The following is a 17,778-nucleotide window of genomic DNA, read 5'->3' on the forward strand; positions in this document are numbered from 1 at the left end:
TCGAGGCGCGCGAGTCGGCGGGCCCTTCGACCCCCCTGGCAGGACGTCCGCCACGAGGGGCCGACGCGCAGGAAATGCGTTGGCGTGCCCCGGTCCACATCCCTAGGATGTGCCCATCATGTGGATCCCGGCCTGACCCGACTCGCGTCCGCGGCACCTGCCCGGCGAGTCTTCGTGCTCCTTGCTCCTCGAGGCCGTCCATGTCTGCCCCTCTGTCTGCCCATCTCTCCGTCGTCGACCTGTCCGTCTCGTTCCCTGACCGCACCGTGCTGTCCGGCGTCGACCTCCTGGCACAGCCGGGCAGGCGCATCGGGCTCGTCGGTGAGAACGGCTCCGGCAAGTCGACGCTGTTGCGGGCGATTGCCGGCCTGCTGCCACCCCGCGCCCGGACGACCGGCCGCATCGTGGCTCCTCCTGACGTCGTGCTCCTCGGCCAGGAGCCGCCCTTCAGCGACGACGCCACCGTGGGAGGCGTGCTGGACTCGATGCTCGCCCCACTTCGTCAGGCGGTCGCCGACGTCGAGCGCCTGGCCGCGACGCTGGGCCAGGAGGGTGCCGACCCGGCGGCGTACGCCAACGCCCTCGACCACGCCGCGGCCCTCGAGGCGTGGGACGCAGATCGCCGCGCCGTCCTCGCCGCCGCCTCGCTCGGGCTCGACCACGTCGAACCGGACCGGCGGGTCGGCACCCTCTCCGGTGGCGAGCGCACCCGGCTCGCGCTCGCCGCCATCATGACCACGCGGCCCTCCTGCCTCCTCCTCGACGAGCCCACCAACCACCTGGACGACGACGCCATCGCGGTGCTCACGGAGTTCCTCCGCGACCTGCCTGGCGTCGTGGTGCTCGCCAGCCACGACCGGGTGCTCCTGGACGACGTCTGCACCGACCTGGTCGACCTGGACCCCGCCGAGATCGGCACCGACGGCGCCGGCGGTCGGCACTTCGGCGGCGGGTGGAGCGACTACGAGGCAGCGCGCGCTGATGCCAGGCGGCGCTGGGAGGAGACCTACGTCTCCCAGCAGGAGGAGCTCGACCGGCTGCGCGCGGCCGTGCGCAAGGGGACCGAGGCGGTTGCCCACGACCGGCCCCCTCGTGACGGAGACAGGTTCATCTACGCGTTCAAGGGCGGGCGGGTCGAGCAGACCGCGGCGCGGCGCAGGAAGGACGCTGCTCGCAGGCTGGACCTCGCGGAGCGGTCCCAGGTGCGCAAGCCGCGTCCACCGCTCCGCTTCCGGGGAGCTCTCACCGGACAGCCGGGAGCGACCCGGCCGGTGCAGGTGCGCGGCCTGGAGGTGTCGAGGCGACTACGGCTCGACCGGCTCGACGTCGAGGCCGGCGACCAGCTGCTCGTCACCGGCTCGAACGGCTCGGGCAAGTCGACGCTCCTGGGCGTGCTGTCGGGCCGCATCACGCCCACGGCCGGCGAGGCGCTCGTGTCCGCCCGGGTCGTCGCGGAGCTGACCCAGGACCCGTGGTTCGCAGACATGCGGCGCTCGGCCCTGACGACGTACGACGACGCTGTCGCCGGCAGCGAACAGGCGCCGGCGCTGCGCGAGCTGGGGCTGCTGGCTCCGCGGGACCACCGTCGGGCGGTGGGCGTCCTGTCGGTCGGCCAGCGTCGTCGACTGGCCCTCGCCATCGCCATCGCCGTCGCGCCCGACCTGCTCCTGCTCGACGAGCCGACCAACCACGTGTCGTTGGCGCTGGCGGGCGAGCTCGAGGAGGCCCTCGGGACTGCCCCGGGGACGGTGCTGCTGGCCTCGCACGACCGGTGGCTGCGCCGCAGGTGGCAAGGACCCACGCTGTCGCTCGGGTGAGAGCCCCGACCCCTCGTGGGACGGCGTCGTACGGCAGGGACGCGCTGCTAGGGTTGGCGCGAGTTCGAACATCCTTTAACGATCCGTCCCGTGAGGCGGAGAAGGAGGTACGACGTGCCACGGCATGTCCAGAAAACGGCGCTCATGGTCCTCGAGGACGGGCGCACCTTCCGCGGCGAGTCATTCGGCGCACAGGGCGAGACCTTCGGCGAAGCAGTCTTCTCCACCGGCATGTCCGGCTACCAGGAGACGCTCACCGACCCGAGCTACCACCGCCAGGTGGTCGTGATGACGGCCCCTCACGTCGGCAACACCGGCATGAACGACGAGGACCAGGAGTCCGACCGCATCTGGGTGGCCGGCTACGTCGTGCGCGACCCCGCCCGCGTCCCGTCCAACTGGCGCTCGCAGCGCACCCTCGACGACGAGCTGCGCGACCAGGGCGTCGTCGGGATTTCCGGGGTCGACACCCGCGCCCTCACGCGACACCTCCGTGAGCGTGGCGCGATGCGCGTGGGCATCTCCACGACCGAGACCGACCCGCAGGCGCTCCTCGCCCGTGTGCTCGAGGCCGACGCGATGAGCGGGGCCAACCTCAGCGACGCCGTCTCCACCCCGGAGCCCTACGTGGTGCCGGCAGTGGGGGAGAAGCGCTTCACGGTGGCCGTCCTCGACCTGGGTCTGAAGGCCAACACCCCCCGCATGATGAGCGAGCGCGGCATCGAGGTGCACGTCCTGCCCGCCACCTCATCCATCGCCGACGTCGAGGCGGTGGAGCCCGACGGTCTCTTCTTCTCCAACGGCCCCGGTGACCCGGCGGCGACCACCGGGCAGGTCGAGCTGCTCCAGGAGGCGCTCGGACGCGGCCTGCCCTACTTCGGGATCTGCTTCGGCAACCAGCTCTTCGGCCGTGCCCTCGGTTTCGGCACCTACAAGCTGAAGTACGGCCACCGCGGCATCAACCAGCCCGTGATGGACCGCACCACCGGCAAGGTCGAGGTCACCGCCCACAACCACGGGTTCGCGGTCGACGCCCCGCTCGAGGGAAGCACGACCACCCCCTACGGCGTGGCGACCGTGTCGCACGTGTGCCTCAACGACGACGTGGTCGAGGGGCTCGAGCTGCGTGACGACGAGGGACGCCTGAAGTCCTTCTCCGTCCAGTACCACCCCGAGGCCGCAGCAGGCCCGCACGACGCCGCCTACCTCTTCGACCGCTTCACGGACCTGATGGAGTCGAGTCGAGGAACGAGACGAGCGACTGAGGCGACAATCGAGACCAGCGCTGCTGGACATGAAGGTGGTATCTGACATGCCCAAGCGCACCGACATCAAGTCCGTGATGGTCATCGGCTCCGGCCCCATCGTCATCGGCCAGGCCTGTGAGTTCGACTACTCCGGCACCCAGGCGTGCCGGGTGCTGCGCGAGGAGGGCCTGCGGGTCGTCCTGGTCAACTCCAACCCCGCGACGATCATGACCGACCCCGAGTTCGCCGACGCCACCTACGTCGAGCCGATCACGCCCGAGTACGTCGAGAAGGTCATCGCCAAGGAGCGCCCCGACGCCCTGCTGGCCACCCTCGGGGGTCAGACCGCGCTCAACTGCGCCATGGCGCTCGACGCGGCCGGCGTCCTCGAGAAGTACGACGTCGAGCTCATCGGCGCCTCCATCGAGGCGATCGATCGTGGCGAGAACCGTCAGGAGTTCAAGAAGATCGTCGACTCCCTCGGTGGCGAGAGCGCCCGCAGCGTCATCTGCCACTCGGTCGAGGACCTCCTCGCCGGCGCCGAGGAGCTCGGCTACCCCATGGTCGTGCGTCCCTCGTTCACGATGGGCGGCAGCGGCTCGGGGATGGCCTACGACCAGGACGACCTGATCCGCATCGGCGGGGGCGGCCTGGCAGCGTCCCCCACCAGCGAGGTGCTCCTGGAGGAGTCGATCCTCGGGTGGAAGGAGTACGAGCTGGAGGTGATGCGCGACCGTGCCGACAACACCGTCATCGTCTGCTCGATCGAGAACCTCGACCCCATGGGCGTGCACACCGGTGACTCCATCACCGTCGCGCCCGCGATGACCCTCACCGACCGTGAGTACCAGAAGATGCGCGACCTCGCGATCGGCATCATCCGCGCGGTCGGTGTCGACACCGGCGGCTGCAACATCCAGTACGCCGTCAACCCGGCCGACGGGCGCCTGATCGTGATCGAGATGAACCCGCGCGTGTCGCGCTCGAGCGCCCTGGCCAGCAAGGCCACGGGCTTCCCGATCGCCAAGATCGCCGCCAAGGTCGCGATCGGCTACACCCTCGACGAGATCCGCAACGACATCACCCGGGAGACCCCTGCCTCGTTCGAGCCCGCGCTCGACTACGTCGTGGTCAAGGTCCCGCGCTTCGCGTTCGAGAAGTTCCCGGGTGCCGACCAGACCCTGACGACCCACATGAAGTCGGTGGGCGAGGCGATGGCCATCGGTCGCAACTTCACCGAGGCACTGCAGAAGGCGCTGCGTTCCCTCGAGAGCAAGAACGCCCCGTTCGACTGGCACAAGGAGTTCGTCGACCTCGACAAGGCCGCCCTGCTGGAGGAGATCCGGATCCCCACCGACGGTCGTCTCAAGAGGGTGATGGACGCCATCCGCGCCGGGGCGACCCCGGAGGAGCTGTTCGAGGCGACCGCCATCGACCCCTGGTTCCTCGACCAGCTCGCGCTGATCAACGAGGTCGCCGTCGAGGTGACCGAGGCTCCGGAGCTGACTCCCGAGGTGCTGCGCCACGCCAAGCGGCACGGCTTCTCCGACGAGCAGATCGGCAAGATCCGCGGGCTCTCGGCCGATGTCGTGCGCGGCGTCCGGCACGCGCTCGGGATCCGGCCGGTGTTCAAGACCGTGGACACGTGCGCCGCAGAGTTCGCCGCGCAGACGCCCTACCACTACTCCTCCTACGACGAGGAGACCGAGGTGCGCCCCCGGACGGAGGGCAAGGAGGCCGTCATCATCCTGGGCTCCGGCCCCAACCGGATCGGGCAGGGGATCGAGTTCGACTACTCCTGCGTGCACGCCTCGCTCGCCCTGGCCGAGGCCGGCTACGAGACGATCATGGTCAACTGCAACCCCGAGACGGTGAGCACCGACTACGACACCTCCGACCGTCTCTACTTCGAGCCGCTCACCCTGGAGGACGTGCTGGAGATCGTCCACGCCGAGCAGCAGGCGGGTCCCGTGGCGGGCGTCGTGTGCCAGCTGGGCGGGCAGACGCCGCTGGGCCTCGCCCAGGGGCTTGCCGACGCGGGCGTGCCGATCGTCGGCACCTCGCCTGAGGCCATCCACCTCGCCGAGGACCGTGGGGCGTTCGGCCGCGTGCTGGTCGATGCCAACCTGCCCGCCCCCAAGCACGGCACCGCGACCTCCTTCGTGCAGGCGCAGCGGATCGCCGCCGAGATCGGCTACCCCGTGCTGGTCCGGCCCTCCTACGTGCTGGGCGGGCGCGGCATGGAGATCGTCTACGACGACGCGGCGCTGGAGTCCTACCTGGAGAAGTACGTCGCCGCCGGCCTCATCAACGAGCGGCAGCCCGTCCTGGTCGACCGCTTCCTCGACGACGCCGTCGAGATCGACGTCGACGCCATCTTCGACGGTGAGGAGCTGTTCCTCGGCGGTGTGATGGAGCACATCGAGGAGGCCGGCATCCACTCCGGTGACTCCTCGTGCGCACTGCCGCCCATCACGCTCGGCTCCGAGGACGTCCTGCGGATCCGCGCCTCCACCGAGGCCATCGCCCGAGGGCTCGGTGTGCGCGGCCTGCTCAACATCCAGTTCGCCATGGCCTCCGACGTCCTCTACGTCCTGGAGGCCAACCCGCGCGCCTCCCGCACGGTTCCCTTCGTCTCCAAGGCGACCGCGACCCCGTTGGCCAAGGCCGCAGCCCGCGTGATGCTGGGGGAGTCGATTGCCGACCTCCGCAGGGCCGGCGTGCTCCCCGTCGACGGCGACGGGGGCCACCTGCCCGACGGCTCGCCGATCGCGGTCAAGGAGGCGGTCATGCCTTTCAACCGGTTCAAGACGCCCGACGGCAGGACCGTCGACGCCGTCCTCGGTCCGGAGATGCGCTCCACCGGTGAGGTGATGGGCTTCGACGCGTTCTTCGGCACGGCCTTCGCCAAGGCCCAGACCGCGGCCTACGGGTCGCTCCCGCTCACCGGCCGGGTCTTCGTGTCCGTGGCCAACCGCGACAAGCGCCACATGATCTTCCCGGTGAAGCAGATCGCCGACATGGGGTTCGAGATCCTCGCCACGGCGGGCACCGCCGAGGTCCTGCGCCGCAACGGCGTCGAGGCGACCGTCGTACGCAAGCACTCCGAGGGTCCCGGCCCCGACGGCGAGCCCACGATCGTCGGGCGCATCCGCGCGGGTGAGGTCGACCTGGTGATCAACACCCCGCACGGGTCGACCAGCGGCGGGTCTCCCCGGCTCGACGGCTACGACATCCGCACCGCGGCGATCCTGACCGACATCCCCTGCATCACCACGATCCAGGGCCTGGGCGCCGCGGTCCAGGGCATGGAGGCCATGCGGCGGGGTGAGATCGGGGTGCGGTCACTGCAGGACTGGGCCCGGGCCCGGATCGGTGACTGAGGTGTCGTCGGCTCGGCCGCGCGTCTACTCCACCTTGTTCGACCACGTCCTCTCGCGCACCGATCCCGAGCGGATCCACCACCATGCGTTCCGGGCGATTCGCGCAGCCGAGCCCGCGACCCGGCGCTTGCTGGGCGGCGAGTCGGCGCTTGCGCGTCGCCGAGTCGGCGCCAGATCGCAGGTGAGGGCCCTGGGCCTGACCTTCCCGCACCCGCTCGGGCTGGCCGCGGGGTTCGACAAGAACGGCATCGGGATCGATGCCCTCGCTGCGCTGGGCTTCGGTCACGTGGAGATCGGCACGGTGACCGGCGAACCCCAACCGGGCAACCCTCGGCCCAGGCTGTTCCGGCTCAAGGACGACCGGGCGATCATCAACAGGATGGGGTTCAACAACGACGGGGCCGAGGTCGTCGCGCGCAGGCTGGCCGCGCGCGAGCGCCGACTCGGTGGAGAGGTTGCACCGTCCGGACGCGGAACTGGCGCCGGGCCGGTGGTCGTCGGGATCAACATCGGCAAGACCAAGGTGGTTCCCGAGGAGGACGCCATCTTGGACTACGAGAAGTCCGCCGGGCTGCTCGCTCCGCATGCCGACTACCTCGTCGTCAACGTCTCCTCGCCCAACACCCCCGGACTCCGGGACCTCCAGGCGGTCGAGCGGCTCCGGCCGCTGCTCGACGCCGTACGACGCCGCGCGGACGAGGTCACCGGCGACCGCCGGGTGCCGCTGCTCGTCAAGATCGCCCCCGACCTCAGCGACGACGACGTCCTGGCCGTGGGTGACCTCGCGCTGGCGGTCGGCCTCGACGGGATCATCGCCACCAACACCACCATCTCGCGCGAGGGGCTGGTGACCGAGCGCTCGCAGGTGGACCAGATCGGGGCCGGCGGCCTGTCCGGCCGCCCGCTCGCCCAGCGTGCCGAGGACGTCGTGCGCCTCCTGCGCGGGCGCGTCGGGCCCGACTTGACGTTGATGGGGGTGGGTGGCATCTCCACCGCCGAGGACGCACGACGTCGGCTCGACGCGGGAGCCGACCTCCTCCAAGGATACACCGGCTTCGTCTACGGAGGTCCCGCCTGGCCTTCGCACGTCCTGCGGGGCCTCGCCTGAGATGACTGCACGGGCGGCGACCAGCGCGCGTGAACCCCTCCACGTCGACGGCGAGGTCATCGCGACCAAGAAGGCGGGGGCCTACCGCCTGCTCACCATCGCTGCCCCGGGGGTCCCAGCACGCTTCCGTCCGGGCAACTTCGTGGCCCTCACCGTCGCCGGCCACGTCGCGAGACGAGCCTTCTGGATCCACCGGATCAAGGAGTCGAGCGCGTTCGGCCCCACCCTCGACATCGTGGTCGAGCCTCGGGGCCCGGGCTCCCGGTGGCTCGCCGCGCAGCCCACCGGGACACGGCTCGCCGTGACCGGCCCGCTGGGCCGTCCCTTCGCCCTTCCCAAGGAGCCGGTGTCGTGCCTGCTCGTGGGCGAGGGCTACGCCGCTGCGGTCCTGTTCCCCCTGGCCGAGCGCCTGCGGGAGCGCGACTGCGCGGTGACCCTCGCACTCGCCGGGATGGACGAGGCGCACCTCGTCTCGACCCTCGAGGCTCGTCGCTCCGCACGCGCGGTCACCGTGATCACCGCCGACGGATCGGTCGGCAGCAGGGGCACGGTCGGCGAGCAGCTGCCGGACCTGCTGCGTCGCAGCAACGCGGCTGTGGCCTACGCCGCCGGACCCACCGCCGTCCTCCGGGACGTGGCACGTGCGGCCGAGACCTGCGGGGCCTGGAGCCAGGCAGCCGTCGAGGTCCCCGGACCGTGCGGCACAGGTCTGTGCCACGGATGTCCTCTCCCGGTGCTCGGCGAGGACGGGGTGCCACGGATCGTGCGTGCGTGCACCGAGGGACCCGTGGTCCGTGGTGACCGGGTCCGGTGGGCCGAGCTGTGACGATCGCCCTCGGTCCGGTGATGGTGGCCTCCGGGTGTGGCGGGACGGGCCGTGAGCTCGCCCCCTTCCTCGACCTCGACGGCGTGGCTTTCGTCACCCGCTCCGTCACGCTCGACGCTCGTCAAGGTGCCAGCGGGCCCCGCGTCGTCGAGGTGTCGGGTGGACTGGTCAACGCCGTCGGACTTCCCAACCCCGGTCTCGAGCACTTCCTGGCGACTGAGCTGCCGTGGCTCGTCCGCGCGGGCGCCCGCGTCTTCGTCTCGGTGGCCGGGTCGACGCTGGGGGAGTACGCCGACCTCGCCCGGCGCCTGAGCCGGGCTCCCGGCGTGGCTGGGCTCGAGGTCAACGTCGGCGCCCCCGACGAGACGGGCCTGGACCTCTTCGAGGTCCGCGAGCCCTATCACGCAGCCAGCGTGGTGGCGGCGGTGCGAAGAGAGTTCCCCGCGGACCGCCCGGTGCTCGCCAAGCTGCGGCCGGACGTCTCGCGTGTCGTGGAGGGCGCCCGTGCCTGCCACGAGGCAGGCGCGACGGCGGTCGTCCTCGGCAACACCGTTCCCGCAGCGTTCCCCGACGGCCGACCCGGAGGGCTGAGCGGGCCGGCCGTCGCACCCGTTGTGCTCCGTTGCCTGACCGAGACCGCGCGCAGCCTGCCCGGTGTCCCGCTCGTGGCCTGCGGCGGCGTGCACGACGCCGCGTCGGCCCGGCTCTTCCTCGGCGCCGGCGCGGTGGCCGTGCAGATCGGCACCGCACTGCTCCACGACCCCACCACGGTCGCGCGCGTCGCGGCCGAGCTAGGAGATGACGCATGACCCCCTTCGGTGAACGCCTGCGGACCCTCGTCGACCAGCGGGGCGCCCTGTGTGCCGGCATCGACCCCCACGCGTCGCTGCTCGCCGACTGGGGGTTGAGCGACGACGTCGGCGGGCTGGAGCGCTTCGCGTTGGCGGCGGTCGAGGGGCTCGCCCCGCACGTGTCGTGCATCAAGCCGCAGAGCGCCTTCTTCGAGCGCCACGGCTCCCGCGGGATCGCAGTGCTGGAGCGGGTCATCGCCGAGTCGCGGTCGGCCGGCGCGCTGGTGATCCTCGACGTCAAGCGCGGTGACATCGGCTCCACCTCCCAGGCCTACGCCGATGCCTACCTCGATCCCGCGTCACCCTTGGCGGCCGACGCGATCACCGCCTCTCCCTACCTGGGGTTCGGCTCGTTGCAGCCGATGATCGACACCGCGGAGCGTCATGGCGCCGGCATCTTCGTCCTCGCACTGACGTCCAACAAGGAAGGGCCCGAGGTGCAGCACGCACGCTCCGGTGGTGGCACCGTGGCCGGGGTGGTGCTGGACCACCTCAGGACGCTCAACGCCGGGGTCTCACCGCTGGGGTCGTACGGCGCGGTGGTCGGCGCCACGATCGGAGAGTCGGAGGAGGACTTCGCCATCAACGGCCCGATCCTCGTCCCCGGGTACGGCGCCCAGGGCGGCACCGACGACGACCTGGACCGGCTCTTCGGGGGCTCTGGCGGGAACCTCGTGATCCCATCCTCCTCGCGCGGCCTCCTCGCGGCCGGCCCCGAGCCGGCAGCCCTGGCGGATGCCGTGCGCAGGATCCAGCAGTCGTGAGCTCTCCCGCTTCCGTGTCGACGGTCCTCGTGACCCTCCTGACGGTGGCGAGCACGCTCTCCGGGTGCTCCTCCGACCCGCAGGAGGCCTACTGCGAGCGGGTCGCGGACCACCAGGACGAGCTGACCGAGGTCGCTGCCTCCGAGGACGAGGACGCCCTGTTCGCGGCCCTGCCGCCCTACCGCGACCTCCAGGAGCACGCCCCCTCCGACATCGAGGACGAGTGGACCCACGTCGTCACGGCTCTGGAGGCTCTGGAGTCCGCCGTCGACGGCGGTGCCGAGGACCGGATCGAGCGCGCCTCGGAGGAGCTCGGATCCAGACGGACCATCGAGGCGATGGCCGCCCTGGAGCAGCATGCCCTCGACGTGTGTGGAACACCTCTCGCCCACTGAGGGCCCTCGATTGCCTGCCCCGCGCGGCAATGACTAGATTGACCCGGACCTCTCGATCTCGCACCAGAAGGACCTTTCGTGGCCCTCCCCCCACTCACGCCCGAACAGCGGCAGGCTGCCCTGGACAAGGCGGCTGCGTCTCGCCGCGAGCGCGCCGAGGTCAAGAACCGCCTCAAGAACTCCGGAGGCTCGATCATCGAGGTGCTCCGCGAGGGCGAGCACAACGAAGTGATCGGCAAGATGCGTGTGGTCGAGCTCCTGCAGTCGGTTCCGGGCCTCGGCAAGGTGCGCGCGCGCCAGGTGATGGAGCGACTCGGCATCGCCGAGAGCCGGCGCGTGCGTGGACTCGGGGTCAAGCAGGTCGCTGCGCTCGAGCGCGAGTTCGGCCCCGACCAGTCGTGACTCACTCCCGTCTGATCGTGCTCGCAGGGCCCACCGCCGTCGGCAAGGGCACGGTGGCCGCGGAGATCCGTCGCCACCACCCGGAGGTCTGGATCTCCGTCTCCGCGACCACCAGGCCCCCGCGGCCGGGCGAGGAGAACGGCGTCCACTACTGGTTCGTCTCCGACGACGACTTCGACGCCATGATCGAGCGCGGCGACCTCCTGGAGTGGGCAGTGGTCCACAAGACGGCTCGCTACGGCACGCCGAGGGGGCCGGTCGAGCTGGCGCTCGCCTCGGGCCGCCCGGCGATGCTCGAGATCGACCTGCAGGGAGCACGCCAGGTCCGGGAGACCATGCCCGAGGCCCTGTTCGTCTTCCTCGCCCCGCCGTCGTGGGAGGAGCTGGTGCGCCGTCTGGTGGGACGGGGCACCGAAGGTGCGGCCGAACGCGAGCGAAGGCTCGAGACCGCTCGTGCCGAGCTGGCCGCCGAGAGCGAGTTCGACGAGACGATCGTCAACCACGAAGTTCACGATGCGGCTGAGCAGTTGGTAGCCTTGATGACTGCGCGTTCCCCCGTTCCTGATCCGGATAGAGGCATCTGACTGTGGCTGCACCCACCATCGCCGCCGAGGGCGTCACCAACCCCTCGATCGACGACCTGCTCGGCAAGACCGACAGCAAGTACAAGCTGGTCCTCTACAGCGCCCGGCGAGCCCGCCAGATCAACGCCTACTACTCCCAGCTCGGTGAGGGCCTGCTCGAGTACGTCGGTCCGCTGGTCGAGACCCACGTCCAGGAGAAGCCCCTCTCGATCGCGCTGCGCGAGATCAACGAGGACCTGCTGACCTGCGAGGACATCGACCCCGCCGCCGAGGCCGCCGCGGCTGAGGCTGCTGCTGCCGACGTCACCGAGTGAGTCGACGGCTCTGGTGAGCATCGAGCGGCCCGCCGGGGCCGCGCCCCGCGTGGTGCTGGGCGTCTCCGGCGGCATCGCCGCCTACAAGGCGTGCGAGCTCCTGCGACGCCTGACCGAGTCCGGTCACGACGTGACGGTCGTCCCGACGGCCGCCGCGCTCGAGTTCGTCGGCCCCGCGACGTGGGCGGCGCTCTCGGGCAAGCCGGTCTCGACACAGGTGTGGACCGATGCGCACGCCGTTCCGCACGTGCGCATCGGGCAGGAGGCAGATCTCGTGGTGGTCGCGCCGGCGACGGCCGACCTGATGGCCCGAGCTGCCCACGGGCTCGCCGACGACCTGCTCACCAGCACCCTGCTCACCGCTCGCTGCCCGGTCGTGCTTGCCCCGGCGATGCACACCGAGATGTGGGAGCATCCCGCCACCCGCGCCAACGTGGAGACCCTCCGCGGCCGGGGCGTGCACGTCATCGAGCCTGCCGAGGGCCGGCTCACGGGCAAGGACACCGGCAAGGGGCGCCTCCCGGAGGCCGCCGAGATCTTCGAGGTGTGCCGCTCGGTGCTCGGCGGTGACACCCCGGGCGACCTCGCCGGACGCCGGGTGGTGGTCAGTGCCGGAGGCACCCGCGAGTACCTCGACCCGGTGCGCTTCCTCGGCAACCGGTCCTCGGGGATCCAGGGCTATGCGTTGGCGAGCGAGGCGGCCCGCCGCGGAGCAGAGGTGACCTTGATCAGCGCCAATGCCGTCCAGCCCGACCCGGCCGGTGTCGAGGTCGTCCACGTCGAGACGACCGAGCAGCTGCGTGACGCCGTGGTCAAGGCCGCGCTCCACGCCGACTCCGTCGTCATGGCGGCCGCTCCGGCCGACTTCCGCCCGACGACGACGAGCGACACCAAGATCAAGAAGGCGGCCGATGGCTCCGCCCCCGCCATCGAGCTCGAGCAGAACCCCGACATCCTGGCGACGATCTCCCACGAGCGGGCCCATGAGCACCAGGTCGTCGTCGGTTTCGCCGCCGAGACCGGTGACGCGACCGGGAGCGTGCTCGACCACGCGCGCGAGAAGCTGGCGCGCAAGGGGTGCGACCTCCTGGTCGTCAACGACGTGAGTGGGGGAGCTGTCTTCGGCTCGCCCGACAACGAAGCGGTGATCCTCGGCGCCGACGGCAGTCGGGTCGACGTCCCCCGTGGCACCAAGACCGCCCTGGCCCGTGTGGTCTGGGACCAGGTCCGCGAACGTCTCGTCGGCCCTTGAGACCGTCAGGCCAGAGCGCGGTCACCGCGTACATTGATCTCCACCCCAACGATGGAAAGAAGTGAGTACCGACGTGGCTGGACGCCTCTTCACCTCGGAGTCCGTGACCGAGGGTCACCCGGACAAGATCGCTGACCGCATCAGCGACACGGTCCTCGACTACCTGATGGAGCACGACACCGACACCGAGAACCTCCGGGTCGCGGTCGAGACGCTGCTCACCACAGGTCTCGTCGTGGTGGCCGGCGAGGTCCGCACCAACGCCTACGCACCGGTGGCGGACCTCGTGCGCAAGGCCATCCTCGACATCGGCTACGACTCCTCCGACAAGGGCTTCGACGGCACCACGTGCGGTGTCCAGGTGGCGATCGGCGCGCAGTCGGTGGACATCGCCGCCGGCGTCGACCAGGGCATCGAGGCACGCCTCGACTCCTCCGAGGACGACCTCGACAGGCGAGGAGCCGGCGACCAGGGGCTGATGTTCGGCTACGCCTGCGACGACACCCCCGAGCTGATGCCGCTGCCCGTGATGATCGCCCAGCGACTGGCCCAGCGGCTGACCGAGGTCCGCAAGGACGGCACGCTCGCCTACCTACGTCCTGACGGCAAGACCCAGGTCACGATCGAGTACGACGTCGAGGACCGCCCGGTCAGGGTCGACACCGTCGTGCTCTCCACGCAGCACGCCGAGGACGTCGAGCACGCACAGCTGGAGCGCGACATCGTGGAGCACGTGATCGACCCCGTGCTCGCCACCTTCGACATTCCTTCCGACGACCACCGAGTCCTGGTCAACCCCACCGGGAAGTTCGTCGTCGGCGGGCCCATGGGCGACGCCGGGCTGACCGGCCGCAAGATCATCGTCGACACCTACGGCGGCATGGCCCGCCACGGCGGCGGCGCCTTCTCGGGCAAGGACCCGTCCAAGGTGGACCGTTCAGCCGCCTACGCGATGCGTTGGGTCGCGAAGAACGTCGTGGCAGCGGGACTGGCCCGGCGGTGCGAGGCGCAGGTCGCCTACGCCATCGGCAAGGCCGCGCCGGTCGGCGTCTTCATCCAGACCTTCGGGACCGGTGTCGTGGACGACGAGGCCATCCAGCGTGCGGTGCTCGAGGTGTTCGACCTGCGCCCCGCCGCGATCATCCGTGACCTGGACCTGCTGCGGCCGATCTACGCCAAGACCTCGGCCTACGGCCACTTCGGTCGGGAGCTGCCCGAGTTCACCTGGGAGGGCACCGACCGCGCCGAGAAGCTGCGGGCGGCTGCGGGAGCCTGACCTCCTGCGCTGTCAGCACGCGCTGGTTGACTTCTGCGCATGAGCAGTCCACGCGAGGCCCCGGACGCAGAGATGCTGCCGGGGCTTCGTGCTGCGGTGGGAGATGCCAAGGCCAAGGCGGCCGAGACCCGACGGCGCAACGCTGCTTCCTGGGAGCCGGCCGAGCTCGACCCCGTGGCACGCGTGCTCATCGACGTCCCGCTCGCCCATCTCGACCGGCCCTTCGACTATGCCGTCCCGGTGCGCATGGCCGACACCGCAGTGCCCGGAGCGCGCGTCAAGGTGCGCTTCGCCGGCCAGGACGTCGATGGCTACGTCCTCGCGCGAGCAGCCGGAAGCGACCACACGGGACGCCTGCAGCCGTTGCGCCGGGTGGTCAGCTCCGAGCCCGTGCTGGCGCCGGAGATCGCCGAGCTCAGCGCACTGGTCGCCCGACGGTGGGCAGGGACCAGGTCCGACGTCCTCAGGCTGGCGGTGCCGCCGCGCCACGCCGCCGCCGAGAAGGTGCCCTCTGCGCCGTCCCCGGTGGCGACCCGACCGGTCGAGATCCAGTCCTGGGGGGAGGTGCCCCACGCGGAGGCGTTCCTCGGTCGACTCCGGGCAGGTGACGCGCCTCGAGCCGTGTGGACCGCTGCTCCGGGTGACGACTGGCCGTCGATGGTGGCCGCGGCCGTGGCCTCCACGCTGGCAGGGGGACGGGGTTCGCTCGTGTGCGTTCCCGACCAGCGCGACGTGACCCGCGTGGATGCAGCGCTGACGGCGACACTGGGAGCGGGCCAGCACGCGGTCCTGACGGCCGAGAGTGGTCCGGCGGCCCGCTACGGCGAGTTCCTGTCGATCTCGCGCGGTGCCCGCAAGGTCGTCGTGGGGACGCGAGCATCCGTGTTCGCTCCGGTCCGTGACCTGGGTCTGGTCGTGGTCTGGGACGACGGCGACGACCTCCATGCCGAGCCGCGTGCTCCCTATCCCCACGCGCGGGACGTGCTGCTCATGCGCGCCGAGCAGCAGGGTGCGGCCGCTCTCGTCGCCGGTTTCGCCTGCACCGTCGAGGCCCACCACCTCCTCACCCGGGGGTGGGCCCACCACCTGGTGGCCCCCCGCGCCGCTGTGCGCCGCAGGGCCAGGGTGGACGTCGTCCCGGGCGAGGACCGCGCAGTCGGCACCCGGCTCCCGCGGCTGGCACTCGAGGCGATCCGCGAGGGCGTCGCTGACGGCCCCGTGCTCGTGCAGACCCCACGAGCCGGCTATGCCGCCTCCCTGGCCTGCGAGCGGTGCCGCACCCCTGCGCGTTGCGGAGCCTGCTCTGGGCCGCTGCGGCTCGCCGGCCCCACGAGTCCGCCACAGTGCCGCTGGTGTGGCCAGGCTGCCGCCTCCTGGTCGTGCCCCGAGTGCGGACACCGCGGTCTTCGTGCCCCGGTCCTCGGTGAGGCGCGGACGGCAGAGGAGCTGGGTCGGTCCTTCCCGGGGACGACGGTGCGCAGCTCCAGTGGAGAGCGCATCCTCGAGTGCGTGGCCGACAAGCCGGCGATCGTCGTCGCCACCGTCGGGGCCGAGCCTGTCGCTGAGGGTGGCTACTGCGCGGTCGTCCTCCTCGACACCTGGATCACCCTCGGCAGGGACGACCTGCGCGTCGCCGAGGAAGCCCTGAGGCGGTGGATGGGTGCCGCAGGCCTCGTCCGGCCCGGTGGGCGCGTCGTGGCAGTCGGGGATCCCGCGTCCCCGGCACTGCAGGCCCTGGTGCGCTGGGACCCCGCCGGTCTGGCGGCTCGGGAGTGGGCCGAGCGGGTCGAGGCACACCTCCCGCCGGCGGCTCGGATCGCGACGATCACCGGCGAGCCCGGGGCGCTCGACGACGCGCTCACGCTGGCGAGCCTGCCTGACCACGCCGAGGTCCTCGGTCCCGTCGTGGTCTCGGCCGACCTCCAACGTGTGGTCGTGCGTGTTCCTGCAGCCTCGGGTCCGGCGCTCTCCGACGCGCTGGGTGAACTGCAGCGCCTCCGCAGCGCACGCAAGCTCGATCCGGTGCGTGTGCAGGTCGATCCGCCGACCCTGTGACGAGACCTCCTCCCTAGACTTCCACCATGGCCGTCCAGCCCATCCGTCTCTTCGGTGACCCGATCCTGCGCCAGCGCGCGATCGAGGTCGACGACTTCGACAAGGAGATCCGCACCCTGGTCCAGGACCTCACCGACACGATGCTCGCCGCTCCGGGAGCCGGACTGGCAGCTCCACAGATAGGGGTGGGGCTCCGGGTGTTCACCTGGCACGTGGAGGGTGAGACGGGCCACCTGGTCAATCCTGTCCTCGAGCTCTCCGACGAGACCCAGGACGGTCTGGAGGGGTGTCTCTCGCTCCCTGAGGTGACCTACGACTGCCTGCGGGCGCTCTCCGTGGTCGCCACCGGCTTCGACATGCACGGCGAGCCGCTGCGCATCGAGGCCTCGGAGCTGCTGGCCCGCGCGCTCCAGCACGAGACCGACCACCTCGACGGGATCCTGTTCATCGACAAGCTCGACACCGAGGCTCGGAAGGCCGCCATGAGGGAGATCCGCGAGTCCGAGTGGTTCGGCCTCGAGCAGCCCACGGTGCGGGTCAGCCCGCACCCCACCTTCGGGCGGGGTCGCTGATGCGCGTAGTCTTCGCGGGCACCCCCGAGGTGGCACTCCCGGCCCTCGACGCGGTCGCTGCCAGCCGGCACGAGCTGGTCGGCGTGGTCACGAGGCCTGATGCTCCCAGCGGTCGAGGTCGCCGGCTGGTGGCCAGCCCCGTGGCCCAGCGCGCAGAGGAGCTCGGGGTGCAGGTGCTCAAGCCCCAGCACCCGCGCGACACCGAGTTCCAGGCGGTGCTCCGCAGCCTGACCCCGGATGCCTGTCCTGTGGTTGCCTACGGAGCGCTGCTGCCCCAGTCCGCGCTCGAGATCCCGGTCCACGGCTGGATCAACCTCCACTTCTCGGTGCTGCCGGCATGGAGGGGTGCGGCCCCGGTCCAGCACTCTCTCTGGGCTGGTGACGAGGTGACGGGCGCGACGACCTTCAGGATCGTCAAGGAGCTCGACGCCGGCCCGACGTTCGGGGTGATGACCGAGCGGGTGCGAGCCGACGACACCGCAGGTGACCTGCTGTCCCGGCTCGCCGAGGGCGGCGCCGGCCTCCTGGTGCAGACCCTCGACGGCATCGAGGCCGGATCACTCGAGGCGCGCGAGCAACCCGGGGAGGGCGTGAGCCTGGCCCCGAAGATCCTCGTCGAGGACGCGCGGGTCGACTGGTCGCAGCCCGCCGTCGCGATCGATCGGCAGGTCCGCGCCTGCACCCCCGCCCCCGGCGCCTGGACGACCCACGCGGGCGAGCGGGTCAAGCTGGGCCCGGTCCGCGTGTCCGACCGCGAGCCGATCGACCCCGGCGTGCTCGAGGTCACCAAGAACGCTGTCCACGTCGGCACGGCCACCGCCCCCGTCGAGCTGGGGCGGGTGAAGGCCTTCGGCAAGAAGGAGATGCCCGCCGCCGACTGGGCCCGGGGCGTCCGGCTCGCGTCCGGTGCCCGGCTCGGGGACTAGGGTCTC

Annotated in this window: 16 protein-coding genes; all 16 read left to right on the plus strand. The window is 71.3% G+C overall.

The window, feature by feature from the left end; all coding sequences use genetic code 11:
- The first annotated feature begins 200 nt into the window (after window positions 1-200).
- The 16 genes from EXE58_RS16950 to fmt all read left to right on the plus strand — a co-directional run bounded on the left by EXE58_RS16950 (window position 201) and on the right by fmt (window position 17,772).
- Window positions 201-1,817 carry an ABC-F family ATP-binding cassette domain-containing protein gene (locus EXE58_RS16950; RefSeq protein WP_135268947.1) on the plus strand — a complete coding sequence of 539 codons (1,617 nt, stop codon included), beginning with the start codon at window positions 201-203 and terminating at the stop codon, window positions 1,815-1,817.
- A 144-nt stretch (window positions 1,818-1,961) separates the two neighbouring features.
- On the plus strand, window positions 1,962-3,128 hold the full coding sequence (gene carA / locus EXE58_RS16955) for a glutamine-hydrolyzing carbamoyl-phosphate synthase small subunit (protein ID WP_135269663.1): 1,167 nt from the start codon (window positions 1,962-1,964) through the stop codon (window positions 3,126-3,128).
- A 1-nt stretch (window position 3,129) separates the two neighbouring features.
- Window positions 3,130-6,447 (plus strand): carbamoyl-phosphate synthase large subunit, encoded by a 3,318-nt coding sequence (carB, locus tag EXE58_RS16960; RefSeq protein WP_135268948.1) that lies wholly within the window; start codon window positions 3,130-3,132, stop codon window positions 6,445-6,447.
- Window positions 6,440-7,555: a quinone-dependent dihydroorotate dehydrogenase gene (locus EXE58_RS16965; protein ID WP_208544060.1), complete on the plus strand. Its 1,116-nt coding sequence runs from the start codon at window positions 6,440-6,442 to the stop codon at window positions 7,553-7,555. The genes carB and EXE58_RS16965 overlap by 8 nt, the downstream gene beginning before the upstream one ends.
- A 1-nt stretch (window position 7,556) precedes the next feature.
- Window positions 7,557-8,381: an iron-sulfur cluster-binding protein gene (locus EXE58_RS16970; RefSeq protein WP_135268949.1), complete on the plus strand. Its 825-nt coding sequence runs from the start codon at window positions 7,557-7,559 to the stop codon at window positions 8,379-8,381.
- Window positions 8,378-9,190, plus strand: a complete 813-nt coding sequence (locus EXE58_RS16975) for a nitronate monooxygenase (protein ID WP_135268950.1) — start codon at window positions 8,378-8,380, stop codon at window positions 9,188-9,190. The genes EXE58_RS16970 and EXE58_RS16975 overlap by 4 nt, the downstream gene beginning before the upstream one ends.
- Window positions 9,187-9,996 carry an orotidine-5'-phosphate decarboxylase gene (gene pyrF, locus EXE58_RS16980; protein ID WP_135268951.1) on the plus strand — a complete coding sequence of 270 codons (810 nt, stop codon included), beginning with the start codon at window positions 9,187-9,189 and terminating at the stop codon, window positions 9,994-9,996. The genes EXE58_RS16975 and pyrF overlap by 4 nt, the downstream gene beginning before the upstream one ends.
- Window positions 9,993-10,391, plus strand: a complete 399-nt coding sequence (locus EXE58_RS16985; RefSeq protein ID WP_135268952.1) for a hypothetical protein — start codon at window positions 9,993-9,995, stop codon at window positions 10,389-10,391. Before pyrF ends, EXE58_RS16985 begins: the two co-directional genes overlap by 4 nt.
- A gap of 78 nt (window positions 10,392-10,469) precedes the next feature.
- Window positions 10,470-10,793, plus strand: a complete 324-nt coding sequence (gene mihF, locus EXE58_RS16990) for an integration host factor, actinobacterial type (protein ID WP_135268953.1) — start codon at window positions 10,470-10,472, stop codon at window positions 10,791-10,793.
- Window positions 10,790-11,377 carry a guanylate kinase gene (gmk, locus tag EXE58_RS16995; RefSeq protein WP_208544061.1) on the plus strand — a complete coding sequence of 196 codons (588 nt, stop codon included), beginning with the start codon at window positions 10,790-10,792 and terminating at the stop codon, window positions 11,375-11,377. The genes mihF and gmk overlap by 4 nt, the downstream gene beginning before the upstream one ends.
- Before the next feature lie 2 nt (window positions 11,378-11,379).
- Window positions 11,380-11,691 (plus strand): DNA-directed RNA polymerase subunit omega, encoded by a 312-nt coding sequence (rpoZ, locus tag EXE58_RS17000; RefSeq protein WP_135268954.1) that lies wholly within the window; start codon window positions 11,380-11,382, stop codon window positions 11,689-11,691.
- Between the two features lie 13 nt (window positions 11,692-11,704).
- Window positions 11,705-12,943 (plus strand): bifunctional phosphopantothenoylcysteine decarboxylase/phosphopantothenate--cysteine ligase CoaBC, encoded by a 1,239-nt coding sequence (coaBC, locus tag EXE58_RS17005; RefSeq protein ID WP_244242285.1) that lies wholly within the window; start codon window positions 11,705-11,707, stop codon window positions 12,941-12,943.
- A gap of 73 nt (window positions 12,944-13,016) precedes the next feature.
- Window positions 13,017-14,219, plus strand: coding sequence for a methionine adenosyltransferase (gene metK, locus EXE58_RS17010; protein WP_135269667.1), 1,203 nt, complete (start codon window positions 13,017-13,019; stop codon window positions 14,217-14,219).
- A 39-nt stretch (window positions 14,220-14,258) separates the two neighbouring features.
- Window positions 14,259-16,274: a primosomal protein N' gene (locus EXE58_RS17015; RefSeq protein WP_167288982.1), complete on the plus strand. Its 2,016-nt coding sequence runs from the start codon at window positions 14,259-14,261 to the stop codon at window positions 16,272-16,274.
- Window positions 16,275-16,300: 26 nt separating this feature from the next.
- The gene (gene def / locus EXE58_RS17020) at window positions 16,301-16,846 is read left to right on the plus strand and encodes a peptide deformylase (RefSeq protein ID WP_135268955.1); all 546 of its coding nucleotides are present in this window, start codon (window positions 16,301-16,303) and stop codon (window positions 16,844-16,846) included.
- A complete protein-coding gene (fmt, locus tag EXE58_RS17025) occupies window positions 16,846-17,772 on the plus strand; it encodes a methionyl-tRNA formyltransferase (protein ID WP_135268956.1) in 927 nt (308 codons plus the stop codon). The genes def and fmt overlap by 1 nt, the downstream gene beginning before the upstream one ends.
- Window positions 17,773-17,778 lie beyond the last annotated feature (6 nt).

This window comes from Nocardioides seonyuensis, from assembly GCF_004683965.1.
GTDB lineage: Bacteria > Actinomycetota > Actinomycetes > Propionibacteriales > Nocardioidaceae > Nocardioides > Nocardioides seonyuensis.